The sequence below is a fragment of the Brevibacillus fluminis genome (assembly GCF_003710825.1).
GTDB classification, from domain to species: Bacteria; Bacillota; Bacilli; order Brevibacillales; family Brevibacillaceae; genus Brevibacillus_D; species Brevibacillus_D fluminis.
The window spans coordinates 88586-112010 of the sequence record NZ_RHHQ01000025.1; the positions used below are offsets into that span (position 1 = coordinate 88586).

Genomic DNA, 23425 nt, shown 5'->3' on the forward strand with positions numbered 1-23425 from the left:
AATATGAACAAACCGGCCGGTCTGTCTTTCGATATTAAATGAATAAAACGCCAGAACTGTGAAGCACGCATTCGAAAACGTTACATATTGCGGCACTATTATCGTGGCGCCACAACGTAAATCATTATGCATTTATCATGTACAGGGAAAAGAGGAGAGATACCATGGCAAGAGTAATCAAAGATTCCACACCAAAAAAAGATGGTTTTCGAATTCCGGGAGAATTTGAACCGCACAAGGGGTCCTTCATCATTTGGCCCGAAAAAGGATTTGCCTTCCGAAATGGCGGTAAACCCGCACAAGAAGTATGTGTGATTGTTGCAAATGCGATTGCCGAGTATGAGGAAATGACGGTCATATGCTCAGCAGCGCAATATGAAAATGCAAGAGCACGTTTATCCGAAAAAGTGCGAGTCATTGAAATGTCAACAAACGAATCGTGGGCGCAAGACAAAGGTGCTTTTTACGTGATCAACGATAAAGGTGACATGAGAGGGGTCCATTTTGGGTTTAATGCGTACGGAGGAGTAGGTGAAGGGCTTTACTTTCCTTGGGACTTAGATAAGCAATTTGCCCAAAAACTTTTCGAACTTGAAAATATGGATTCTTATGACGCACGCCATTTTATTCTTGAGGGTGGTGCGACGCAAGTAGATGGAGAAGGCACCATCATTTTGACAGAGCAATGCAATCTCAATCCAAACAGAAATGGAGATATGTCAAAGGAAGAAGTCGAAAGAAATTGTAAAGACTATCTTGGTGTGGAAAAAGTAATCTGGATTAAAAGAGGCATGCTATATGATGAAACGGATGGTCACATTGACGATATTTGTTTTTTTGTCCGACCTGGAGTCATCGCTCTTTCTTGGGTCGATGATGTAAATCATCCGCAGTATCCTGTATTCAAAGAAGCGTATGAAACCTTAAGCAATGAAACAGATGCGAAAGGAAGAACGTTTGAGATTCACAAAATTCATATCCCCGAGGTCATTCATATCACGGAAGCAGAGAACAAAGGTTTTGATGTTGTTGCGGATGCAGCCCCTCGTGAAGCCGATCAGCCATTGGCGGTCACGTATATCAATGGATATTTCGTTAACGGCGGGTACCTTGTTCCTTTATTCAATGACCCCCGTGATCAAGAAGCCATTCAGAAATATCAAGAAATTATGCCGGATCGAAAAATTATCGGTCTCCCGACAAAAGAGTGGTCGCTCAGCGGCGGAAACATTCACTGCATGACATTGGCACAGCCTCGACCATGACTCCAAAAGAAAAAGCCTGATCGCACAAGGTTTTTAAGATTGATGTCCACATTTCCTTTTTCATCAAGGGATTGTGGGCATTTTTCATGCCATTTTAGGGAACACGTAGCCCTTCACCTTGCAAACCTTTTCTGACATGAACGGCTTGTCTTTTTGAATAAACTGGAAAGGAGTCACTGCCAGTTCTCCCTTGTCTACCCGAAACTTGTCATACATGTCCAAAGCACCACGGGAGTTGAAATTTCATATCATAATAATCTAAATATTCCGCAAAAAGGGAGTGGTGCCATGAGGAGCTATCAGTGGATCAAGTGGCGTAAGGTTATCCTCTGGCTCGTAATCCTGCTCACACTCGGCATCATATTAGTGACAGGTGGACCGACCTACTGGGCTATCGCATTAAGCATTGTCAGCCTCTTGTTTCAATTGCTTTTCGCTATTCTGTTTGTCATTATCCAGTTTGTCGCGCTCTTCTGGTTTTTGGCCCGCGGCCGAACGTATTGGATTTTGCCTGGGGAGACAGGTTCCACGTGGGAGGATTATCGGGGAAACCCGGAAATCGTCGAAAATGCCAAACGGATCGTCACCCTGCTGAAAGGCGTAAAAGGATTCAAGGAGATGGGGGGCGAAGCGATTCGCGGCTTGCTCCTCTGTGGTCCGCCGGGCACAGGGAAATCGTACTTGGCCCAGGTAATCGCCAATGAAGCACAAGTCCCATTTGCTTACGCGTCCGCACCGAGCTTTCAAAACATGTTTTTCGGCGTCGGCAACCTCAAGGTCATGGGATTGTATCGTAAAGCGAGAAAGCGGGCAAGTGAGTATGGCGCCTGCATTATTTTCATCGATGAGATCGATGCAATTGGGATGAAACGGCAAGGTGGAGGCGGTATGGGGGGCGGGATGCTTGGAATGGGCGGTGCCGGTTTGCTCAACGAGCTGCTGCTGCAGATGGATCCACCGAACATCGACAACACCAAAATCGCCAAGCTACTGCGGACATTGGGTCTGCGCCGCAAAAAAGCGGAGCGTCCCGCCGTTATGACGATCGCCGCGACGAACCTACCGGATGTGCTCGACTCCGCGCTTTTGCGCCCTGGACGTTTCGATCGTCAGCTTTGGGTGGATGCGCCTGACTATGACGGGCGGGTCGACGTATTCCAGTATTATCTCAAAAAAGTGAAGCACGACGAGTCGCTCACGCCGGAAAAAGCCGCACTCGATACCATTGGGTACAGTCCGGCGCAAATCAAGCACATCGTCAACGAATCGGTCGTCATCGCCCATCAACGGGGAGCACAGGTCGCGAATTACGAAGACTTTCGCTCCGCCATGGAGACGTATGAATGGGGTATCAAGCAACCGCTCAGATCGATGAGCGATGACGAGAAGCGCAACGTAGCGTACCATGAAGCTGGCCACGCTGTCGCGCAGTTTTTATTAAAGCCACATGAACGCGTCTGGAAGGTCACTATCATCCGGCGGGGCGGAGCACTCGGACTCGCCGCGACCAAGCCGACGCATGAACGATATAACCGCAGCGACAGTGAAATCTTGGCGGAAATCCAGGTGTGTCTGGCTGCCCGCGCGGTGGAAGAAATCTTTTTAGGGAAAAAGTTGAACGGCGTCACGTCCGACCTGCAGCATGCGACAGAACTGGCAGGAGTGTATCTCGGCATCGTTGGAATGGGAGATGAACTGTTCAGCTGGCTTGCCTCCGGGTCGCGCATCGACGGGCTTAAGGCGCTCCGTCCCAAAATCAACAAGTTGCTGGATGAACAGATGATTGAGGTGAAACAGTTGGTACAGCAATACGCCGATTTCGTCCACTCCATCGCGGAAGAACTGTTGAAGCGTGGCGATTTGACGGGCGAGGAGATTGAAGAACTGTATCAGCACTTGTATGGGAACGGGTTAGGAGAACAGTAAGTTTTCTTTATAGTGAGGGGAGCTGGGTCGTGATGATTCAGCTCTTTTTTGCATGTTCCGGAAAATTGACTCGGGCAAAGTTGGCACCAGGTAAAAAAGCGTAGACAATCATGTCTACGCCGGTGTTCACCCTAGAAGTGACGTTTCTTATTTGATAAAGCTTAAGGCAACCCCGATGAAATACGGAATCAGCCATACGCACCACACAAACAGACTGAATTTATGGAATTGCTTGATTTGCTTTTCTTGCTTTTTGAATAAAACGAAACAAGCCCATACCGTGTGGAAAAACATCAGAAGCAGAGCCACCAAACCGGTAATCCCGTGCAGGTTCAAGCCTGGTCCTTCCGCGAGCATTTTCATGAAGGTGGTCCCGACCGTATCAAAAAGCAACCCGAACGCAAAGTAAACGAGGTGTTTTGCTTTGAGCTGCCCCGAACGTTTTTCACTCCATACTCCAATTGAATACGCAATCAGCGCAAGATTGATGCAAATAACGGCTATAGCTAACATGTAATTCATCTCCCTTTTCATTTGCCTACGCTTAGCAGTTTAGAAAAGAAAGATGAACATGAGATGAACAACAGATGATAATCGTGTGACAAGAAACCTAGGTTATTTGGATTTTTATCGAAATAAACCGAAAAGAGAGAAGCGGTTTAGTCTCGCTCGAGTTTCTCTTCCAGGTTTGCCCGAACCACTGGCCATTCCGCAGCGAGGATGGAGTAATAAGCCGAATCGCGAATACCACCATCACTTGCGGGGACGTGCGCCCTGCGGATGCCCTCAAACTTGGCACCAAGCCGTTCGATCGCCGTGCGAGAGCGGTTGTTTCGCGCGTCAGTTTTCAGCGTAACCCGGATCGAGCCCCATTTCTCAAACGCATGGGTAAGAAGTAAAAGCTTGCACTCGGTGTTCACGCCGGTTCGTTGAGCAGAAGCCGCGTACCACGTGCTGCCAATTTCGGCTACGGTTGGCGGAGTCGCATCAGATGGGGTAGGACCAGTGGAAGCTCCTGTTGGCAAAGACGAAAACACATCAAGATCGAGAAAGCGTGTCGTGCCAACGATACGCCCCGTTTCGAGGTGTCGTACGACGAATGGCAGCTCTTGTCCTTGCGAATAGGCAACCAGAGCACCTTCAATATAACGTTTCGTATCATCCACTCCATCGGGCACCTTCGTTAAATGGTATGTCGATCGGTCCTCGGAAGCGGCGGCACAAAGATCATGTACATGGTCCATTGTCATGGGTTCCAAACAGACGAGATTTCCGCGAATGGTAATTGGCGTAAGCATTGGTATCACAACCTTGTCTATATTCTTTCGTTATGGACACATGGTACGAGAAAATCAGTCATTGTAAAATATACAATTTTTACACTTTTGTCGGGTACAGTTATGGACCAACTAGTTGTCCGCAACCTTAAAGCTCCATCTTCCGATGCCGAACGACTGGGACAAGCTTTTCCGCTCAACCGAGTTTATTGTATGATAGCAATATGAGGGAGAGGAGGGAATCTATGGTGAAGCAACTTATTGTCGGAGACGCCATGCATGAGTTCGCTGCTACACGTCGCATCCTGGAGTGCTTGCCCGAGGAGCATATGACGTGGAGGCCGCATGTGAAATCGATGGCATTGGGCGGGCTGGCAACGCACTTGATCAACCTATTGAACTGGCAAGTCGCGATTTTTCTTTCCCCGGAATTCGATCTTTCGACTGTGCCGCTTCGGCGGGAAGCTTTGGAAAGACGCGCAGACATTCTGGAGGAATTCGACGCGAATGTCGTCAAGCTTGAAAAGCTGTTAGCTGAATCCGACGAGAAAACGCTCGGCGAGGAATGGACGTTGCGGAACGGCGACCATATCATCCTGCGCCAACCGCGGGCGATTGCGCTTCGCACTTTCGGATTGAGCCACATGGTCCACCACCGGGCACAGCTCGGAGTTTATTTGTGGCTTCTCGATATTCCAGTGCCGGGCCTCTACGGTCCCTCGGCTGACGAGGAAGGCAAATAAACGAATACGCGCCGAAAAGTCGCAGGGCATCGGCATGACCGCCGGTACACTGCGACTGTTTTTTTGGGACGAACGCTTTTTTTGCAAAATAAAACGACGATTTCGTAGTCGTTCCTTATTGTCGTCCGTGTGTTACGTGATTGCGACTGTGTCGGTGCAGGAAAAGTGGGACAGATGCCAGCGCCCCGATTACAAACAAGCCAGCCGCCATTACGTAAATTCCGCTGAGCGGAAGCACAGCCTTCAGCGGGCCGACTAAACTCATGGTTACCACCATTCCGCCGATGAAGAGTGGGCTGATGATGCCGCTTACCCTTCCGACAAATGCTTCATCGGCCCTAGTCAGAATGATCGTCTGGCAGGCAACGTGGATGAATGGCACCATGAGACCTGACAGGAATTGGGTGGCAATCACCAGCCAAACGATTTCAGTCGTGCCCATCGCCGCTACAGCCAAGCTGTTGGCAGAGAATCCGACGAGCAGCATGGTCTGAGGGGTCATCTTACGTGAAAGTCCCATCACCAGCATCCCGCCGAGAATCATGCCAACGCCGTTGACCGCTGTGAACCATTGAAGCGATTGTGCCGACATGTTGAGATGTTCCGTAACCAGGAAAATCGCCATGGGATTCATTAGGCCAAGGGCCAGACCGGCAGCCAGAGAAAATCCGCCCATGAAGAGAAACAGTTTGTTCGCAATGACATATGTAAGACCTAGTTTCAAATCCTGTGTCAACTGTCTTCGATGAGCCGCCTTCTCCACTTTCTGGTCCGCAGGCAGGAACAAGAGCGCACAAGCGGACAGCAGGAAGCAGATGCCCATAATGCCAATGGCGGCTTGGATACCGAATCGGTAGTAAATCAACGTTCCGAGCATCGGGCCAAGGATCATGAAAATTGCCTGAATCGTCTGATACATGGACATGCTCATTTGCAACTGGGATTCTTGCACATGCTGCTTAAAGAGCTTCATTCCGGCAGGCTGGGAGAATTGAGATAAGATTGAGGACACCAGTGTTGCGAAGAAGATCACTTGCCATCCGCTAAACATCATCGCAGCTAGTACGCCAAATACCGAAATCGCGCTGAGCAGATCGCATATCACCATCGTACGCTTCGGCCGCCAGCGATCAGCAAAGGCTCCTCCGATGAAGGAGAAGATGAAAATGGGTGCGAATTCGGCGAGTGAGATCATGGAAATTGCAACGGGATCCTTGTTCGTTTGCTCCGTCACGAAGAGCAGGATGGCAAAGTTGCGGATCCAGATGCCGAGTTGCAGGAATACCGCCGAAAGCAGGATCGATTGGACGTAACGGTTGGCAAAAAACGATCGCAAGGAAGCTTCTTTAGCCTTATTGGCATGTGCCGAATGTGGGGAGTGAGCATGGCTCGAGTGATGCATGTTGGTTCATCACCTTTCTTTTTAAAATTATATTGGGGTGTGGAACCCGCACCACAGAGGGTATGGTAAGTGCCGACATGAGCGGGATGTCATCATCATACGATGGCGACAATCTGCCTATCGCGCAAGAAATCTCTCACCACCCGCAAACTTTTGCGTGCTCCCCGCAATAATTCCTTACTAGATAGGGAAATCAGGTCTATTACTTAGTTCGCACATTCTTCTTTTCCCATGTACGCTCTTGATCCCCGCGAAAATAATCCCCCTTAATGATCTCATCCGCCATACGCAGTGTAGTAGTACCGAGCATCCGTTTTTCCCGCTCTAAATCTTCCCCGATGTACGTTCCATCAGCAAGAAACGCATAGCTTCTTTTTGTCTTCAACAAATTTCGCCCCATTGCCGAATCCCGATATGCCTCCTCATCAATCCCCAATAAATACGCAAGCGAAGGCAAAATATCAACCTGCCCCCCGATGGTCGCGATTGTCGCGGGCTTCACACCGGATCCGTTAATGATCAAGGGAACCCGCTTGCCATTAGCGAACTCAGGATAATCACGGGTCTGCTCGTTCACGTATTTATGTACGCCTTCATGATCGCCATAAATCGCTACCATGCTATTGGCAAGGATGCCATCACGCTTAAGTCGATCAAGAAATTGACCGATCTGTTCGTCCGCGTAATGAATGCTTTGCAAATAACCGCCAAGCGTCGTCCGATCCAACGCTTTGTCCAGACGCAACCCCCGATATTTGGAGGGGAGGTCGTAAGGGGAATGACTAGACATTGTCACAAGAAAGGCGTAGAAAGGAGGGCGCGTGCCAGACAGGATGTGTGCGGCTTGCCGGAAAAAAGACGCATCGCTGAGTCCCATCCCGATCGACTCTTCGTTTTTGAGCATGCTGCTATCAATTGTTCGGTCGAAGCCGATCGCCTTTAGCGCTTGTGCCCAATTCCAGTACGACCCTTTGTCGCCATGCAGCGCGAGACTGGTATAACCATGCTGTCGCAGTAAATAGGGAAGAGATTTGTAAAAATTCCCTGGATAGCGAAAAAAAGTGCTTCCTTTGCGAAGGGGATATACAGACGTGTTTGTCATGAATTCGGCATCTGAGGTAGCCCCTTGATTGACTTGCTCATACAGGTTCGGGAAATACAATCCGTTGGCAATCAGTCGGTTAAGTGTCGGGGTGATTTCTTGCCCGGCGATGGTGCGCATTAGTACGAAGTTCTCCAAACTTTCCACTTGGATCACAATCAGATTTTGATTACGCGCAGCCGCTTTGTACGGGGTATCAGGTAGCGGTTCATGTTTGCGGCCGTACCATTCCCGAATTTCCTGTCGACGCTGTTGTGTTAGCTTGAGCGGCCTGCCTTCTTTTAGGAACAGCCAGCTATCCAGGACATGATACCCAATGGGTGAGAGATTATAGCAGGTGATCAGCGGATCGTACAATTGAAAAAGCGCCTTTTCGTCCTTTTTGCCAAGGAGCTTGTAACCGATCGGGACGTAAAGCAAAACAAGAAGAGTAGGAACGGCTATGAAACAAAACAGCCGCCACCGAACGGGCGTTGTGCGATACGCCCTCCATAGCCCCCAAGCCAAAAGTCCAAACGCTGCGAGGTCCACGACGAAGAGCACATCAATCCACCGGACCAAAAGGAGAACGCTTCCCCATAAATTGCTCAAGTTTCCCAATTGGCTGAGCTGATGGAATGAAGGGAGCGTCTGAAAGGCGCGGACATACCATAAATCGATCAGAAAAAACAGTGAAACCAATGCGTTAACACCAATGAGATACCAGAACCGCAGCGTTCGTTTGCACAAAAAGGCAAATGAGAGCAAAAACAGTACAAATGAGGTGTATATAGGCAATTGGGGTTTCACCGCGCGATAGGCCGTGAGCCAATGGAATGATGTATGTGTGGGATCAAAAATAAAGCCGTAAAGCATGATGCTTTTAAGCAAAAGAGAAACAGCTGTGAGAATAAAAAACAAGCCAACACCTCCTTGCTGTTGCCTTTGGCTAAGCTCGACTTTCATAGGTTCCCCTCACTTTCATGTCCCGATTCTCCTGAGGGAAAAGCGAGTGAAAGGTAAGATACGACTGCGTATTTCTTCCGTTATGAGGGCACAGTAATCGACGTAGCGAGGGCAATCAATAAGCAGAGTGAAAGAGAGGTGAGGGACATGGAAAAAGAAATCAGCACAGAAGCAAGCATTCTAGCTGAAAGAGCGGCACAAAACACTCGCAAGGAAGAAGCGGGTAGGAATGAAGCAGGGGTAGAAAGCTGGGGATGGTCCAATAACACAGAGGTTGTAAGAGACGACAGCAGTCATTCGTAACATGAAAAAGCCGCTCATCCGAGCGGTTTTTTTGTGCAACCGCGGCTCCTCCAAAAAGAATGGCGTAGCCAGGTTTTCTAATTATGAACTTGACGTACTCGGCTGTATACGAATTCGCGCCTGCGTGAACGGAAAGCAGTGTATCGGCATAACCGACGAGCCGATTGACTATCTCATCCACAACCGCGTAAACTATCGGATGCAGCTTCGGGTCGCAAAGATTGGGATCATCCAATATCACGGTCGTGTTGATGAACACATCGCTATTTCCATACAGATTATAATGAATCATCACTTTCCCACAAGCCCCTCCGGTTTGGGGATCTTGGTAGCCGGGTATAAATACGTACCATTCCTCGGCTGTCGCCGAACGGAAATTTTTCGTGAATGACAAACTGCTGATCAGTTCATCCGCTTGTTTTCTTAATTCAGGGCTCATTAGAATGTCTGCCAATGCCGTTCCTTCTTTTGCTCCCGTTTAGTATTGAAGGAGGAAGAAAATTTCATCCATCGTCTTGAAATGTTTCGCTCACCTGAAACGATAATAAAAGCAGACGCACGTAGTACGGGAGGAGAAGTCATGCCACCTTCAATTGAGTTTGGAGCCTTAATGCCTCACCCGCCCCTTTTGATTCCATCGATTGGCAAAGAAGAATTGTCACATGTGCATTATACGCAGGTTGCCATGCAGCAAACGTGTGCGGATATTGTCAAAGCCAGTCCCGATGTCGTGATTATCGTTTCGCCGCATGGCCCCATGTTTGAGGATGCCATCGTGATCATGGACGGTGACGACCTGCGTGGTGACTTGAAACCATTCGGTGTCGATGAGTCGTATCAGGCGCAAAACGACCGTCCCCTTGCGTCATCCATCGCAGAGCAAGGGAAGCAAGAAGGGGTCCCGCTTATCCTGTTGGAAGATCACCTGAAACGGAAATTCCAGATTCATCACGAATTGGATTATGGGACAATCGTTCCCTTGCATTACCTGCAACAGGCCGGGTATGCAGGAAAGATTGTGCTGCTAGCCCCGGGATTTCTCCCGCTTGAACGGGTATACCAGGCAGGGATGTGCGTACGAAAAGCTATTGAGCTGCTTGGGCGTAAAGTGGTGATCATCGCGAGCGGCGATAACTCGCATGCGCTCGTTGAACAGTCGCCAGCAGGCGCAACCGAGGAAGGTAAACGATTTGATGCCGCCCTCCAAAAAGCCCTTTCGCTTGAGGATTGGATGAGCCTATTTACGTTGGCACCTGACTTTTTGGAACGTGCTGCAGAAGACACACTCGGCTCGTTGTTTTTGCTTATCGGGGCTTTTGATACAGACGAGCTCAAAGGCTCCGTATTGTCATATGAAGCTCCCTTTGGAGTTGGTTATACGGTAGCAACCTTGAAGCCCCAGCATGGTTCAGCCCCCTCGCTACTCCCGAGCATGATTGCAAGCCGGGAGGAAACGATAGCCCGCTTACGAGCGCGCGAATCGGAACATGTTCGGCTTGCCCGGATGGCTGTCGAAACGTACGTGAGAGAGGAACGGTTGATCCAGCTTGCATCCGTTCCTACAGAATTCGAGCAGCAAGCCGGCTGTTTCGTGTCCATCAAGCAAAACGGCAAATTGCGCGGCTGCATTGGGACAATTCGCCCGACCGCAGACCATCTCGCCGACGAAATCGTCCGGAACGCCATTGCGGCTTGCTCAGAGGATGATCGGTTTTTTCCGGTCGAAGAGGACGAGTTGTCCCAGCTTACGTATAGTGTCGATGTACTGGAACCGGAGGAGGAAGTGAAAGACATAAGCGAGCTAGATCCGAGCGTCTATGGGGTGATTGTGTCGGATGGCCAAAGAAGCGGACTGCTTTTGCCGAATTTGGAAGGGATTCATACGGTCGAGGAGCAGCTGTATTATGCAAAAGAAAAGGCTGGCATTCATCCTGAGCAGGAACATGTACGGATGTTTCGATTTCGGGTACAACGTTATGTATAGGGTAGCGGCGACTTGGCAAAGATGTTCCCTGTCAAATCGCGACATCGGTAATCGACAAAATTAAACATTTGTTTAATCGAAAATGTGACAAATTCGATTCTTTTCATCGACACATTGTGTAAATTTGTCAGATGCCACACATAAAAAACGCCTCCTTTCCTCAAACTACCGGGAAGATTCCCCAATAAAGGAGGCAGATGAAATGGCAAATGAACAAGAACACAAACAGAAGGATACGGTGCAATCCGACTACATGCTGATGGATTGGGGCGGCACACAGCCGTCATTGGGGCTGCAAGAAATCACGCAGGAGCAAATCGGCGATGTGTACAACGAAGGCACGATTGACCAAGCACTAGAGGAATCGAAGGAAGAGCAATAACCACAAAACCCCCTCCTTTGATGAAGTGAGGGGGTTTTTATATATAAATTAAATATTCGTTACAAGAAACTTAAAGTAAAAACATCGCGACTATGGTCGTAATCACCAAACCTACGATGACCGGATACAGATTGCGGCGGGCAAGTTCAAATGGATCGACACCGCAAATGGCGGCCGCAGGAATGAGTGCCCACGGAATGATTGTGCCACCGCCGACCCAAATGGCGGCGATTTGGCCCAAAGCAGTGAGGGTGGCGATGCCGGTCCCAAGTGCGTGGGAGAATAGTTGCGCGATCGAGCCAGCCAAGGTGATGCCGGAAAAGCCGGACCCATCCAGACCGGTGATCACGCCTACAGCGGTGAGCGTGACGGCTGCTACTTCCTTTGAAAGCGGAATCGTATGTGCGAGCGCGATGCCCAGGTCGTTGACGATGCCTTGTGAGCCTTGTGGCAGCACTTCACCGAAAACTTTTACGAATCCGCTGTCCCCCATATAGAAAAACGCTGCAATGGGTATAACCGGCCCAAACACTTTGAAACCAAATTGGAAGCCTTGAATCAAAAATTCGGTCGTTTTCTCCAGACCGGCCCCTTTGTGTGCAAATAATGCGACGATCAGCAAAATCACGAGAGCAGTGCCTCCGACGAGTGCGGTTGCGTCACCGCCTTTCAAGTCAAACAGAAACATCGCAAGGACGTCGAGAAGAAACAAAATCGGCACAAGAATCGAAAGTGTACGGCGAATACTGGTCGGTAGTGCAACTCTTTTTTTGTCGTTGCCGCGCGGTTGCTCCACAGCTGCTTTTTGATCAACGACCAATTTGCCACTTTTTAAATCGCGCCACAAGAGCCAAAAAGCAGTCACAGTCGTTACGACGCCCATGACAATGACGAGTGGAACGCTTGCTTCGATGACGTCGGTCACCGGTATTCCGGCAGCCTTTGCCGTCAAGGTCGGAGCGCCTTGAATGATGAAATCGCCGGACAGCGCGATGCCGTGCCCGAACAAGTTCATCGACATCGCGACGCCGAGCGCGGGCAGGCCGACCCGTAGGGCAACAGGCAGCATGACAGCGCCGATGAGCGCTACAGCAGGAGATGGCCAGAAAAACCAAGAGATTACCATCATAACGATCCCGATTACCCAATAGGCGAGTGCGGGGTTGCGGATCAGAGCGGTCATCGGGCGGATCATCGATTCGTTGATGCCGGTTTCGGTCAGGACCTGACTCATCGCGACGATAATGCAGATGACCAGGATAGTAGGTAAAAGTTCAGTGATGGCGTATATAAAGCTGCCGAAAATCCCGCCGATCGATGTGGAAATGGAGCCGGTTGCCGTCAAGCCGAGAACAGCAATCCCGATGATGCTGACGAGGCTGGTGTCTCGTTTCATAATCATCATCGCGATAATCAGTAGAACGAACAGCACGTAAACCCAGTGGAGAAAATATAATTCAACACCCATCTCAATCCCTCCTTTGCATAGCGTGAAAATCTGGTTGTCACTAAGCAGGATATGCATGGGAGAACCCATGGGTGAAAGCCCGGCGACTGGCTTTTTGCCCCCGGATATGTCACTATAACAATATTCAGATGGTGGAGGAGAAGAACGAGATGAAGCCCAAAACGACACAGATGCAACGCAATATCGAAAGCGCCATTCACCAGTTGGAGCGCCGCTTCCTGGAACGGAGCGAATTGATCCGTCTCTTGTTCTTAGGCATTTTGAGCGGCGAAAACGCTTTACTGATCGGTCCGCCGGGCACGGCAAAGTCACAGCTTGCCCGCGCGATTTCGGATTTGTTCGGTTCTGCGCATTGGTTCGACTATTTGCTGACGCGATTTACCACTCCCGATGAGATTTTTGGTCCCGTCTCCTTGCAGCAATTGAAGCAGGATCAGTATGTGCGCAAAACGGCGGGCTACTTGCCAGCCGCGCAATTCGCATTTCTTGACGAGATTTTCAAAGCAAACAGCGCGATTCTCAATGCGCTTTTATCCATATTGAACGAGCGTGTCTATTTCAACGGGAGAGAAAAAGAGCAAGTGCCACTTCTGTTTCTTATCGCCGCATCCAATGAGCTGCCTGACGAAAACGAGCAGTTGGCCGCATTGTACGACCGCTTCCTGATCCGCTATGAAGTAAGCTATTTGAACACGGCTTCAAGCTACGAATCGATGTTTAACTTGCCGTCTGAACCGCTGCCAGCGCTGTTCTCACTCTATGACGTGAAAGATGTGCAAGCTGCTGCCAAGCAGGTGACCGTGCCTGAGACGCTGGTTTATTTCCTGTACCAGCTCAAACAAGACATGGAAGAGAGGGAATTCGTCCTCTCCGACCGCCGCTGGAGCAAGATTGGCCATGTGTGGCGGACATCGGCTACAATCAATGGTCGCGACATGGTGACCGTTTGGGATACGGTCTATACGCCGCATCTTTTGTGGGACGTACCGGAGGATTTGCCTGTGCTTCGCCAGGTGTTTGAAAAGCGTTTTACGGAGCTGCTGAAAACGGAAACGCAAAGCGAACTGCCGCTTCGCCATTATGAGCAGCTGGCGCAAAAATGGCTCGACAAGGAAAGCGACCTGCATGCGTTTCAGTTTAAAAAAGAGGTCGGCGCCAAAATGGGCAAAGAGCAAGCGGAGCAATTCCGCCTGATGCTGGAAACATGCCGCACCGAGGTTGAGGAAGCAGCGCGCAGCTTGAAAGCGAAGCTCATCAGTTGGCAGCAGACGGAAAGGGATTTGGTGGCCTTTATCCGTGAAAAAAATTATCTGATCTATCAGCCGGAAAAATATACGGTGAAATACGCCCATCTGCGGATTGAAGGGGAGCGTTTGCTACAAATTTTGCAAGGTTTGTACCGGACCATCTTCGATCGAGATATTGCTGGTGCCGAGTACGATTATACGCTGTAGTCAGGTGGGAGTCTTATGATGATTCGATCGACACGGGTGGACCGCTATGTGTTTGACGCCTACCTTTTTTCATCGCAGACTGCGCATGAATGGATGGCGGAAGCCAAGCTGCGGGCCCCCTGGTTTGATACCGAGCTGTTCGCCGATTTTTTCCTCTGCTTTTATTTGGCGGAGCCGGAAGTCGATGAGACAAAAGAAGCGCCGCCGTTTCACAAATGGATGTTGCGGACGTTGCGGAAGCAATATTTTTATTTGACGATCCACCCCCGGACGATCAATCAAGTGAGTGCCGCGTTCAAAACCGCATTGAAAGCTCTGATGTGGCTGATTGAGAGCTTTGCAGCGGAAGTAAAAAAGCGCGAGGGGGAGCAAAGTCCGTTCATGCAAGGGCTGTCGCAGAAAAAAGGCCAGCAGGGCGAAGAACCGGCGACATCGATGGTGGAACGGCTCACGCAAAAGCAGCTTGCTCAGCTTCAGCTAGTCGGCTATACGCTGCAGCAGGGCAAACGAGTCGTGGAAGAAAAACAAGAAGCGAGCGACAGCCGCCCATTGGTGGAGGCAGAGATACGTGGGCTCAAGGACCGGATCGAGAACCTGCAGCAGGAAATGGCTCGCGACTTTAACAAGCGCAACAAGCTGATGCAAAAGCTGAAAAAAACGGAAGAAGAGTTGTCGCAGCGGGAAAAACAGCGGGATCGGCTGGTGCGCCAGGAGAAGAAAACGATTGAGGCGTACGAAGAGGAGCTCGGGCAATGGTTGGAAAACTCGCTTAGACAAACACTTGGCACGGAAGAAGAGGAAAGCCGTTTTTTGCATGAGCTTCTGGAAGCAAGCCAGCGTTTTGCCAACCGCCGTTGGGGCAGCGATTTGGGCAAACTGCGCAGACAGACGCATGAGCAATATTTGCGATGGGTAGAAAAGCTCAAACGGCATCCCGACCTGCTTCGCTTTTTGGAAGAGGTGGGGCGCAATGTGCAGCATTTTCGCATCCGGCGCAAGGAAATCCGCGCCCGCGCTGTGCCTGAGGAATACGACAATCTGCGCCAGTCCGGAGACATCGCTCATTTGCTGCCAAGCGAAGCGGTGCTGCTTGCTGACCCGGATCTGGAAAACTACTTTTTGCTCAAATGGGTAGAGCAAAAGCTGCTGACATACGATACGCAAGGCTGGGTCGAGGAGCCGCCGAAAGGCCCGGTCATCTGCATGCTCGATACGTCCCACTCCATGCGCGGAGGCAAGCTGCGACTGGCACAAATTTTTGTGATGACGTTTGCGGCGATCAGTCTGATGGAGAAGCGCGATTTTGTTCTGCTTTTGTTCGGGACAAAAGGGGAGCTGCTTGAGCAGCCGCTGTATTATCGGAGACCGAACTGGCCGGCCTTTTACCAGATCAGCCAAATGGCGTTTGGCGGCGGAACGCATTTTGATGCCCCACTCAAACGAGGCATTGATATCGTGCAGGAGAACAAGCAGTTTCAAGGAGCCGATTTTGTCATGGTAACCGATGGAATCGGAACGGTGTCGCCCTATGTGCAGGCGATGCTTGCGGAGTTGGGCAAAACGAAGCAGGTCAAGCTGCACAGCCTGATTGTCGGCGCGGCGCGGCAGCATCTGGTCCAAACCTATGATATATTGGGCGTTTCCCACCGCGTCCGATTTGCAACGACATGGGAGACGGAAGCGGAAGAGAATACGGGCTTGCTTCTCGATGTGTTTGAAGCGGACAGGCGGCAGGTGAAGCCGTGAACCTGCTCGGCATCCTCTTCCTCATCATTTGGCTCGGCTTAATTGCCATCGGTCTACCAGGGTTAATGCGCATGACGCGGCTTTCGCTCCCTGTAGAGCGTCGGCTGACAGAAGCACCAGCGGGAGGCTGGCCGCGTGTTTCGATTATCGTAACGGCCTGCAATGAAGAGCGAACAATCGCCATGGGCTTGCGATCGCTTCTCGCCATCGATTACCCTCACTTGGAAATCATTGCGATCAATGACCGCTCGACAGATCAGACCGGCGCTGTGATGAAAGAGACGGCTCGGGATCATCCAACGCTTACCATCATGGAAATCACCGACCTGCCTCCCGGATGGCTGGGGAAAAATCATGCGTTGGCAAAAGGGGCGGCGAATGCGACCGGGGAATGGCTGTTGTTTACCGATGCGGATGTTGTGTTTCATCCACTCGCGCTAAAAACCGCGATTAACCATACGGTCTGTCAGCAGCTTGATCATTTGGCCGCAGCTCCACTGATGAAGGCGAAAGGCGTACTTTTGCAAGGGCTTGTCTTTTTATTTATGTTCAATTTGATGATCTTCTTTCGCCCGCAGTATGCCAAATCCCCCCATTCCCACGCCCATATGGGTGTTGGTGCGTTCAATCTGTTGAAAAAATCGGTCTATCAAGCCGTAGGCGGTCACAAGCCGATCCGTATGAGGCCCGACGACGATCTCAAGCTAGGTCGCATGATCAAGCACAAAGGATATCGCCAAGACTTTGCGTTTGCTGAAGAACTTCTAGAAGTGGAATGGTATCCGTCGATCCGTGAGATGATGCGTGGGTTGGAAAAAAACACGCTTGCCCCCTTTGAGTACCGTATCCCGATACTCATGACAGGCTTATTGCCGCTCGGCGCATTTTATTTGCTGCCTTTTATCGGGATTGTGGTGGCGGAAGGGTGGGGACGTGCGATTTACGCGGTCATGCTCATCGCATCGTTCCTTTACTTCTGTTTGCACGGACGGATGAGTTGGCGGATGGTAGGCTATTATGCTCTGTTTCCAATCACCGTGCCGCTTTTGCTGTACGCTTTGGCTCGGGCAGCGTGGCTGACGTGGCGGAGGGGAGGGATCATGTGGCGCGGCACCTTGTATCCAATTGAGTGGCTCAAACAAAAATAGCCCTGCAGACTTCGGTCTACAGGGCTTCTTTTTTGAATTAACCGACGCGACGGATTAAGGTCGGACCGAATTCGAGCTCTTCGCATTTGGCAATCGCAGTGTTTTCATCGTACTGCCAGCGCGCCTCATCGAGATTGAGCTCAACAGGCACATCGCGCAAAATGGTTGCCAGCTTTTGGCTGATAAAGACTTGCTCGCGGTGCTCTTCGAGCTTGGCGCGCATTTTTGGCGTAAGCGCTGTAAGATTTTCGTAAATACCCGCTAGACTGCCGTGCTCGCCGATCAGCTTGATCGCGGTTTTTTCGCCGATCCCCGGGCAGCCCGGGATGCAGTCGGACGCATCGCCCTGCAAGGCTTTGAAATCAACCACTTGATGCGGGTGGATCCCGCGCAGCTCATGCATGTTTTCTGGGGTGTAGTGCTCATGCTTGCCGCCGTTTTTGAGAATTTTGACGTGCACCTTGTCCGAGACGAGCTGCAAGCTGTCATAATCTCCGGAGGCGATGATCACCTCATGACCGGCGTCCGCGATCCGCGTGCTCAACGTCCCCAAAATATCGTCGCCTTCATAGCCAGGCAAGCCGATATTGGGCACCGCGAATGCAGCTGTCACATCTTTCACGAGATCAAACTGCGGAATCAGCTCAAGCGGTGGCTCCACACGGTTTGATTTGTAGCCATCATACCACTGGGTGCGCAGCAATGTCTCACGGGAAGCGACATCCCATGCAGCTACCACGTGCGTCGGTTTCACTAGATCCACGTAATCGAGCATCATTTTTGTAAAGCCATAGACGGCATTGGTATAAAGACCCGACGTGGTCTGTCGGATACTGCCGCCCCATGATGAGGCATAATAAGCACGGAACAGAAAGCTCATTCCATCTATCATTAAGAATCGATCAGCCATGAAACTCATTCACTCTCCTTTGTTCACAAAACAGTCTTGTCCATTATAACACATCGCATCCACTGACAGATTTTACAAGAAGAATTGGATGAATGGAACGGCGCATAAGAGGCATCATAGTAACACGAACCACCCACCACACACTCATATCGACTCCCGGTTCCGGTTGAGGAAAGCAAACTGCTGGACGGTGCAAGCCCGTCCCGGGAGAAAACGCTTAAGGAGGCATAACATAATGGCTAACAACAACAGTGGTAGCAACAATCTGTTAGTTCCTCAAGCAAACCAAGCTTTGGACCAACTGAAGTACGAGATCGCATCTGAGTTCGGCGTACAACTCGGTCCAGACACCACATCCCGTCAAAACGGATCTGTTGGTGGAGAGATCACCAAGCGTCTGGTAAGCTTTGCTGAGCAACAACTGTCTCGCTAACGGTCTCTACCGTTAACGGATAGGCAACCTCAATTGCATATCTGGATGCGAAAGGGTCCCACAGGGGACCCTTTCCTTCATGCTTATTTGGCTGCAGGACGCTTCAGTTGAATGGTGAAGCCAAGCCCGCCATAAGGAGCGCGATACGCTTCGATTTTCCCATCATGAAGCTCGACAATCCGTTTGCAGATGGTCAATCCGAGACCACTGCCGCGCCGCTCGTTCGAACGAGCTTTGTCGACACAATAAAATTTATCAAAGATCCGTGCCAAATCTTCCGGAGGGACGCCTTTGCCGTTGTCTTCCAGATGAATCGTGACGTAATCGCGGTTGGTATAGCAGGTGCAACTGACAACGATCGGACGGTCATTATGCTCCAGTGCGTTCCCCAGCAGGTTGGAAAACACACGGCGCATCAGATTTTCATTCAGCGGAAGTATAAAGTCATCCTTCACCTCGCAAGTGATCCGCAGCGTTGAGTTGACAAAGTGAAAGTCTTCCTTGTATTCCTCCAAAATCGATTCCAGAAAACGTTTGAGGTGCACCTTTTCCCGGTTGAAGACGAGATTGTCCTCATGCTTCAAATATTCGGTGTAATCGGAAACGATCTTTTCGATCACTTTCGCTTTCTTATAAACGATGTGGTAATATTCCGCTTTCTTTTCCTCTGATTTCACTTTTCCATCGATCAGTCGCTCCATGTATCCGCAAATCGAGGTGAGCGGAGTACGCAAATCGTGGGAAACGGCGGACAGCATTTGCGTTTTGATCCGGTTCGTATCTTCCAGCCGGTAGTTCATCTCTTTGACCTGCTGGTAAATTTCGTCCCATTCGTCTTTGCGCTTGTTTACCGGTATCGAATTCCATTCCTTGATTTTCCCGTACTTGAGATTGCGGTTTAAGAAAAGCAGGGGATTGAGCAAAAGCCGCCATACAAAAAATAAAAAGATTAAGAGCGCCGAACCGAGAATGACGCCGGACAAGAAAAGCATTTCGTTTTCTGTTTTCAGTGAACTGAGCTGCTCACGTGTGATAGGGGTGCCTTGCTGGATCAGGTTGTTGAGCTCCTGTGCGACACGGTGTAAGTAAAAATAGCGATAATAACCGAGTAAGACGGTAAAGCACGCGAACAACACGAGGAAAACGGTAAGAATCAGCTTTCCTTTTGCTTTTAGTTTCATGCTTGTACCTCGATGAATTTGTAGCCCATGCCCCAAACGGTCTTGATCAGCTCGTTTTCTTTGTCGATCTTGGCCCGCAAGTTTTTGATGTGCGCCGTTACGGTGTTGATGTCGCCGTAAAACGCTTCACCCCAAATGGCGTTGTAGATTTGCTCTCGGCTAAGAACACGGTTGCGGTTCTCTGCCAAATAGACGAGGATTTGGAATTCCTTTGTCGACAGGTCAACCTTTTCCCCATTTTTGAACACTTCAAACGTATCTTTATTGATAGTCAAATTGGATATTGTCATGAGCCGGTTTCCAGCGATGTGGCGGTTTTCGCGCCGCAGGTGCGCTTTGATGCGCGCGATCAGTTCATTGACGCTAAATGGCTTGGGTATGTAATCATCAGCGCCGATTTCGAGTCCGATGATCCGATCGAGTTCCCGGTCCTTAGCGGTGAGAAACAGAATAGGGATCGACACGACATTGCGAATTTTACGGCAAACTTCCAGACCATCCATCCCCGGCATCATGATATCCAAAAGGATGAGCGACAGGGAAGGGTCAGTTGCTTTTTCCAGCGCTTCCAGTCCATTGTAAGCGGCAACGGTTTGAAAGCCTTCATCTTCCAAACTTTCGGCAATGAGGCCAACGATATCGTGATCATCGTCAGCGATCAGGATTTTGGTACCTACCATCGTGAATCCCCCAATCTTATTGCTTACATTATAGCTGTTCTCACTCGGTTTGTAATCCTACTATCGTTTCTACAGAAACCAAAAAAAGGAACCCTTGCGAGAGAGGGTTCCTTTTTGAGAATTACTCGCGATTGTCACTATCTTTTTCGTATACAGGAACAAGGAACCAAGGGTCCATCGGATTTACAGGGGCAATGCTTGGTGTTGGATCAGTTACGATGACGTTCGGTGATTTTGTTTCCGTTGTTTCGGTTGTCGTTGTATCTGTTGTAGTCGCTTGATTCTCGGTCGTCACTGGAGTTGTCGTTGTATGGTCAACAACTGGAATCGATGAGTCAGTAGCAGTGTTGTTTGTAACAGTTTCAGTCCCGACAACAAAAACGCTTAACGCTGGCGCCGCTTCTTTTTCTTTTTCAGCAGCGAAAGCTGGAGCTGCCATCAAAGAAGTACCAAGCGCTACGGAACAGAGCAGGGCGATTTTTTTATTCATGTGAATCTCTCCTATTCATATTGTTTCTACATCAACATTTATAAAGGAGAAAACTGTAAAGGCAATGAAGAAAAAATGAAAATTTATGAAGTGCAGGTAAAGAACGCCCGTTTTTTCCGCCTTTCTTTGTAGAGGTGTGCGAACGCACAAGCACATTCGCGGACTAGTAATATGGTATAGTGTGATCGCGAACAGGGGGGGTGTGAGTCAATGTCATGCGGAGGCAATGATCAATTCATCTTGGTGCTTGTACTGTTCATCCTGCTTGTAATCGTGCTGGCAGCGATTTGCTGATCATCTTTTGAAAGGAGATTCACCGTATGCGCAGAAGTGACTTGAGACGATTGTTGCGCCTCACTCCGGAATTCAAGTCTTGGCTGTTAAAAGACAGCATGAGGGCGATCGAGGTACGGACGGACCCGGGAAAAACGAAAGATCTTTATAAAAAATGGAAGCAGGAAAGCAGAATCAAGGCATTAAACCTGGCGAACATAACGGAACAATCCAAACGCGCGAGCAGCATGCTAAATGATGTTCAGGCGATCATGGAAATGATGGTAGCGGAGCAAAAGGGGAAAAAGCCGGATTAAGGGGGCAGGATACTGCCTCCTGCTCAGGCGTAATAAGCGTTCCTCAAGTCGTGCTGCGGCAGTGGCGCGATAAAGGCTCCGTCAATCGACCTGGCGGAGCCGATTTTGTGATCGACGTTTTATTCTCCAACGTACATATGATTTGTTACAATAGGGGTGAGGTGGTAATAACATGAAAATGCGCAATGCGATGTTTGCTTTTTGTACAAGCCTGGCTTTGGCGGCGGGAAGCCTTAGCAGCACCAATGCGGCACAGCTTCCTGCGATCGCTCCGACTGCGACTGCAACCGCACCTGCGATACACATCCAGCCGTCGACAATCGGGCCGGGGGATGTGTTGCTCGTGACAGGTAAGCAGGCTGGTTCAGTCGTCGTGATGAACAAAACGTATTCACTGCAAAAATCAGGTGATCAATTCGTTCGCTTTATCCCGATTCCCATCGATGCTAAGCCGGCGACTTATAGCATCGTGACGGCTGACAAAAAGGCGAAAGCTGTTTTCACGATTCAAAAAAAGGCGTTTGCCCAAGACAGCATCACCGTGAGTAAGCAAATGGAAGGGATGCAGCAAAATACGAAGCGCATCGAAGCTGATCAGAAGCGAATTAACAAAGCACGCTCCCAATCAGCTGCCGTGCCGTATTTTACCGACAAGTTCCAAATGCCCGTCCAAGGCAGGCTTAGTACGCCGTACGGCTATCAACGTGTTGTGAACGGCAAAATTTCAAGCCGTCACTTGGCCATCGACATCGCCAATAAGGAAGGAACGCCGGTTGCGGCCAGCCAGAACGGAAAAGTAGTGCTCGCGGAATACCTGTATTTGACCGGCTATACCGTCATGATCGATCATGGCCTCAATGTTTTCTCCTCCTATGGCCACATGTCCAAGCTCGACGTGAAAGCGGGGCAGATCGTCAAAAAAGGGCAGGTGATCGGCAAAGTGGGAACGACCGGATTTTCTACAGGGCCGCACCTCCATTACGCGATGCTCATCGGCAACACATTTATCAATCCGAACCCATTTTTCCAAGCGAATCCGTTTGACTGGAAATAACTGTGTAAGCGTTTTCTTCTCCGTCTGGCAGGAAAATCATACCTCCGTGTTGAACTGGGAACAAAGATTTCTATATAATACAAGAGTTCGTGTGCTTAACGGAGGTTTTTTGCAATGAGTAAAAACACAGTTCCCAAAAAGGTCCTTAACCAATTGATTACCTTCATGGCGCCGTACGAACAAGCGGTGGACGAACTGAAATTGAAGCTCAAGGGCATCAAGTACGGATTTCAGAAGAGCGGGCGCTATTCGCCGATTGAATTTGTGGTGGGGCGCGTCAAAAAATTGGACAGCCTATTGAAGAAGGCAGTAGAAAAAGAAATTGATTTTACCCAGGATACGTGGGCAGAACGGCTCGATAAAGAAATTACGGATATTGCCGGCCTGCGGGTTGTCTGCCGTTACATCGATGATGTGTTGGAGGTTAAGCAGCTGCTCCTGGAGCGTGAGGACATTACCGTTCATGACATCAAGGATTACCTGTCCAGTCCAAAGGATTCAGGTTATCGCAGCATCCATATGATTTGCTCGTATACCGTCTATCATGGTAGTGTAAAACGAACGCTGTTTTGTGAGATTCAGATTCGCACGCTCGGAATGAATTTTTGGGCGACCAATGAGCATGAGCTGCGCTACAAGTATGCGGGAAACATTCCGCAGGATGTCTTGCAGCAGTTGAATGAAGCGTCGACCATCACGAATCAGCTCGATGTGCTGATGAATAGCCTTAGGCAGGAAATTTTGACGCCGGCTCCGCTCGATAATTCCCTTGAGGAGCGCCTGGAGGAGATCTTTTCGCTTTATGTCAAACAAGATTTCGAATCGGCAGGCGTGCTATACCGGGAGCATGTCAGCGGGTTTGAAAGTGCGTTTCAGGACAACCCAAAATTTAAAATGATATCAGACCTGCTTGGAAAACGTTTTGGAGGATAAAAACAACGA

22 protein-coding genes and 1 pseudogene are annotated in these 23425 nt (G+C 49.8%); 13 read left to right on the forward strand and 10 right to left on the reverse strand.

Annotated elements, in window-relative coordinates; genetic code table 11:
* Positions 1-164: 164 nt before the first annotated feature.
* Together aguA and EDM56_RS27535 are read left to right on the forward strand one after the other, a co-directional pair.
* Complete coding sequence (gene aguA, locus EDM56_RS27530; RefSeq protein WP_122921150.1) at positions 165-1265, forward strand: agmatine deiminase; 1101 nt, start codon at positions 165-167, stop codon at positions 1263-1265.
* A gap of 288 nt (positions 1266-1553) precedes the next feature.
* Complete coding sequence (locus EDM56_RS27535; RefSeq protein ID WP_122921151.1) at positions 1554-3191, forward strand: AAA family ATPase; 1638 nt, start codon at positions 1554-1556, stop codon at positions 3189-3191.
* A 147-nt stretch (positions 3192-3338) separates the two neighbouring features.
* Here the strand turns inward: EDM56_RS27535 and EDM56_RS27540 are convergent, their stop codons facing one another.
* Complete coding sequence (locus tag EDM56_RS27540; protein WP_122921152.1) at positions 3339-3704, reverse strand: HsmA family protein; 366 nt, start codon at positions 3702-3704, stop codon at positions 3339-3341.
* A 146-nt stretch (positions 3705-3850) separates the two neighbouring features.
* Positions 3851-4489 (reverse strand): GNAT family N-acetyltransferase, encoded by a 639-nt coding sequence (locus EDM56_RS27545; RefSeq protein WP_122921153.1) that lies wholly within the window; start codon positions 4487-4489, stop codon positions 3851-3853.
* A 224-nt stretch (positions 4490-4713) separates the two neighbouring features.
* Between EDM56_RS27545 and EDM56_RS27550 the strand changes: the two genes are divergently transcribed.
* Positions 4714-5211 carry a DinB family protein gene (locus tag EDM56_RS27550; RefSeq protein WP_122921154.1) on the forward strand — a complete coding sequence of 166 codons (498 nt, stop codon included), beginning with the start codon at positions 4714-4716 and terminating at the stop codon, positions 5209-5211.
* Positions 5212-5326: 115 nt separating this feature from the next.
* Here the strand turns inward: EDM56_RS27550 and EDM56_RS27555 are convergent, their stop codons facing one another.
* The 3 genes and pseudogenes from EDM56_RS27555 to EDM56_RS27565 all read right to left on the reverse strand — a co-directional run.
* Positions 5327-6613, reverse strand: a complete 1287-nt coding sequence (locus EDM56_RS27555; RefSeq protein WP_122921155.1) for an MFS transporter — start codon at positions 6611-6613, stop codon at positions 5327-5329.
* Positions 6614-6815: 202 nt separating this feature from the next.
* Positions 6816-8615, reverse strand: a complete 1800-nt coding sequence (locus EDM56_RS27560) for an LTA synthase family protein (RefSeq protein ID WP_183192613.1) — start codon at positions 8613-8615, stop codon at positions 6816-6818.
* Between the two features lie 439 nt (positions 8616-9054).
* Positions 9055-9402: pseudogene (locus EDM56_RS27565) on the reverse strand (hypothetical protein); the annotation flags it as partial.
* A gap of 141 nt (positions 9403-9543) precedes the next feature.
* Between EDM56_RS27565 and amrA the strand changes: the two are divergent.
* Entirely contained in the window at positions 9544-10947 is a 1404-nt protein-coding gene (amrA, locus tag EDM56_RS27570) for an AmmeMemoRadiSam system protein A (RefSeq protein WP_183192614.1), read from the forward strand.
* Between the two features lie 202 nt (positions 10948-11149).
* Positions 11150-11329 (forward strand): DUF4025 domain-containing protein, encoded by a 180-nt coding sequence (locus tag EDM56_RS27575; protein WP_122921158.1) that lies wholly within the window; start codon positions 11150-11152, stop codon positions 11327-11329.
* Between the two features lie 70 nt (positions 11330-11399).
* Here EDM56_RS27575 and EDM56_RS27580 read toward each other — a convergent pair whose 3' ends face one another.
* On the reverse strand, positions 11400-12797 hold the full coding sequence (locus tag EDM56_RS27580; RefSeq protein WP_122921159.1) for a hypothetical protein: 1398 nt from the start codon (positions 12795-12797) through the stop codon (positions 11400-11402).
* Positions 12798-12946: 149 nt separating this feature from the next.
* On the opposite strand from EDM56_RS27580, the gene EDM56_RS27585 reads away from it, so the two are divergent.
* From EDM56_RS27585 to EDM56_RS27595, 3 genes are read left to right on the forward strand one after another with little or no spacing between them, the layout of a single operon-like run.
* Entirely contained in the window at positions 12947-14251 is a 1305-nt protein-coding gene (locus tag EDM56_RS27585) for an AAA family ATPase (protein WP_122921160.1), read from the forward strand.
* 15 nt (positions 14252-14266) lie between these two features.
* Entirely contained in the window at positions 14267-15997 is a 1731-nt protein-coding gene (locus tag EDM56_RS27590; protein WP_122921161.1) for a hypothetical protein, read from the forward strand.
* Positions 15994-17145 (forward strand): glycosyltransferase family 2 protein, encoded by a 1152-nt coding sequence (locus EDM56_RS27595; RefSeq protein ID WP_122921162.1) that lies wholly within the window; start codon positions 15994-15996, stop codon positions 17143-17145. Before EDM56_RS27590 ends, EDM56_RS27595 begins: the two co-directional genes overlap by 4 nt.
* Positions 17146-17182: 37 nt before the next feature.
* On the opposite strand, the gene EDM56_RS27600 is transcribed toward EDM56_RS27595, so the two are convergent.
* Positions 17183-18055, reverse strand: coding sequence for a 5'-3' exonuclease (locus tag EDM56_RS27600; protein WP_122921163.1), 873 nt, complete (start codon positions 18053-18055; stop codon positions 17183-17185).
* A gap of 235 nt (positions 18056-18290) precedes the next feature.
* On the opposite strand from EDM56_RS27600, the gene EDM56_RS27605 reads away from it, so the two are divergent.
* Complete coding sequence (locus EDM56_RS27605) at positions 18291-18488, forward strand: alpha/beta-type small acid-soluble spore protein (protein ID WP_122921164.1); 198 nt, start codon at positions 18291-18293, stop codon at positions 18486-18488.
* Between the two features lie 83 nt (positions 18489-18571).
* Here EDM56_RS27605 and EDM56_RS27610 read toward each other — a convergent pair whose 3' ends face one another.
* The 3 genes from EDM56_RS27610 to EDM56_RS27620 all read right to left on the reverse strand — a co-directional run bounded on the left by EDM56_RS27610 (position 18572) and on the right by EDM56_RS27620 (position 20839).
* Entirely contained in the window at positions 18572-19669 is a 1098-nt protein-coding gene (locus EDM56_RS27610; RefSeq protein WP_122921165.1) for a sensor histidine kinase, read from the reverse strand.
* Positions 19666-20349: a response regulator transcription factor gene (locus EDM56_RS27615; protein ID WP_122921166.1), complete on the reverse strand. Its 684-nt coding sequence runs from the start codon at positions 20347-20349 to the stop codon at positions 19666-19668. The genes EDM56_RS27610 and EDM56_RS27615 overlap by 4 nt, the downstream gene beginning before the upstream one ends.
* A gap of 121 nt (positions 20350-20470) precedes the next feature.
* Complete coding sequence (locus EDM56_RS27620; protein WP_122921167.1) at positions 20471-20839, reverse strand: hypothetical protein; 369 nt, start codon at positions 20837-20839, stop codon at positions 20471-20473.
* A 210-nt stretch (positions 20840-21049) separates the two neighbouring features.
* On the opposite strand from EDM56_RS27620, the gene EDM56_RS27625 reads away from it, so the two are divergent.
* From EDM56_RS27625 to EDM56_RS27640, 4 genes are all read left to right on the forward strand, one after another.
* Positions 21050-21133 (forward strand): YjcZ family sporulation protein, encoded by an 84-nt coding sequence (locus tag EDM56_RS27625; RefSeq protein ID WP_122921168.1) that lies wholly within the window; start codon positions 21050-21052, stop codon positions 21131-21133.
* Between the two features lie 26 nt (positions 21134-21159).
* Complete coding sequence (locus EDM56_RS27630; protein WP_122921169.1) at positions 21160-21429, forward strand: hypothetical protein; 270 nt, start codon at positions 21160-21162, stop codon at positions 21427-21429.
* A 172-nt stretch (positions 21430-21601) separates the two neighbouring features.
* A complete protein-coding gene (locus EDM56_RS27635) occupies positions 21602-22483 on the forward strand; it encodes a M23 family metallopeptidase (RefSeq protein WP_246009565.1) in 882 nt (293 codons plus the stop codon).
* A gap of 114 nt (positions 22484-22597) precedes the next feature.
* Entirely contained in the window at positions 22598-23416 is an 819-nt protein-coding gene (locus EDM56_RS27640) for a GTP pyrophosphokinase (protein WP_122921170.1), read from the forward strand.
* Positions 23417-23425 lie beyond the last annotated feature (9 nt).

Bases quoted from the DNA above. Each gene is read 5' to 3' on its own strand.
- aguA (WP_122921150.1), top strand. From the start codon at position 165: ATGGCAAGAGTAATCAAAGATTCCACACCAAAAAAAGATGGTTTTCGA.
- EDM56_RS27535 (WP_122921151.1), top strand. From the start codon at position 1,554: ATGAGGAGCTATCAGTGGATCAAGTGGCGTAAGGTTATCCTCTGGCTC.
- EDM56_RS27540 (WP_122921152.1), bottom strand. From the start codon at position 3,704: ATGTTAGCTATAGCCGTTATTTGCATCAATCTTGCGCTGATTGCGTAT.
- EDM56_RS27545 (WP_122921153.1), bottom strand. From the start codon at position 4,489: ATGCTTACGCCAATTACCATTCGCGGAAATCTCGTCTGTTTGGAACCC.
- EDM56_RS27550 (WP_122921154.1), top strand. From the start codon at position 4,714: ATGGTGAAGCAACTTATTGTCGGAGACGCCATGCATGAGTTCGCTGCT.
- EDM56_RS27555 (WP_122921155.1), bottom strand. From the start codon at position 6,613: ATGCATCACTCGAGCCATGCTCACTCCCCACATTCGGCACATGCCAAT.
- amrA (WP_183192614.1), top strand. From the start codon at position 9,544: ATGCCACCTTCAATTGAGTTTGGAGCCTTAATGCCTCACCCGCCCCTT.
- EDM56_RS27575 (WP_122921158.1), top strand. From the start codon at position 11,150: ATGGCAAATGAACAAGAACACAAACAGAAGGATACGGTGCAATCCGAC.
- EDM56_RS27580 (WP_122921159.1), bottom strand. From the start codon at position 12,797: ATGGGTGTTGAATTATATTTTCTCCACTGGGTTTACGTGCTGTTCGTT.
- EDM56_RS27585 (WP_122921160.1), top strand. From the start codon at position 12,947: ATGAAGCCCAAAACGACACAGATGCAACGCAATATCGAAAGCGCCATT.
- EDM56_RS27590 (WP_122921161.1), top strand. From the start codon at position 14,267: ATGATGATTCGATCGACACGGGTGGACCGCTATGTGTTTGACGCCTAC.
- EDM56_RS27600 (WP_122921163.1), bottom strand. From the start codon at position 18,055: ATGGCTGATCGATTCTTAATGATAGATGGAATGAGCTTTCTGTTCCGT.
- EDM56_RS27605 (WP_122921164.1), top strand. From the start codon at position 18,291: ATGGCTAACAACAACAGTGGTAGCAACAATCTGTTAGTTCCTCAAGCA.
- EDM56_RS27610 (WP_122921165.1), bottom strand. From the start codon at position 19,669: ATGAAACTAAAAGCAAAAGGAAAGCTGATTCTTACCGTTTTCCTCGTG.
- EDM56_RS27615 (WP_122921166.1), bottom strand. From the start codon at position 20,349: ATGGTAGGTACCAAAATCCTGATCGCTGACGATGATCACGATATCGTT.
- EDM56_RS27620 (WP_122921167.1), bottom strand. From the start codon at position 20,839: ATGAATAAAAAAATCGCCCTGCTCTGTTCCGTAGCGCTTGGTACTTCT.
- EDM56_RS27625 (WP_122921168.1), top strand. From the start codon at position 21,050: ATGTCATGCGGAGGCAATGATCAATTCATCTTGGTGCTTGTACTGTTC.
- EDM56_RS27630 (WP_122921169.1), top strand. From the start codon at position 21,160: ATGCGCAGAAGTGACTTGAGACGATTGTTGCGCCTCACTCCGGAATTC.
- EDM56_RS27635 (WP_246009565.1), top strand. From the start codon at position 21,602: ATGAAAATGCGCAATGCGATGTTTGCTTTTTGTACAAGCCTGGCTTTG.
- EDM56_RS27640 (WP_122921170.1), top strand. From the start codon at position 22,598: ATGAGTAAAAACACAGTTCCCAAAAAGGTCCTTAACCAATTGATTACC.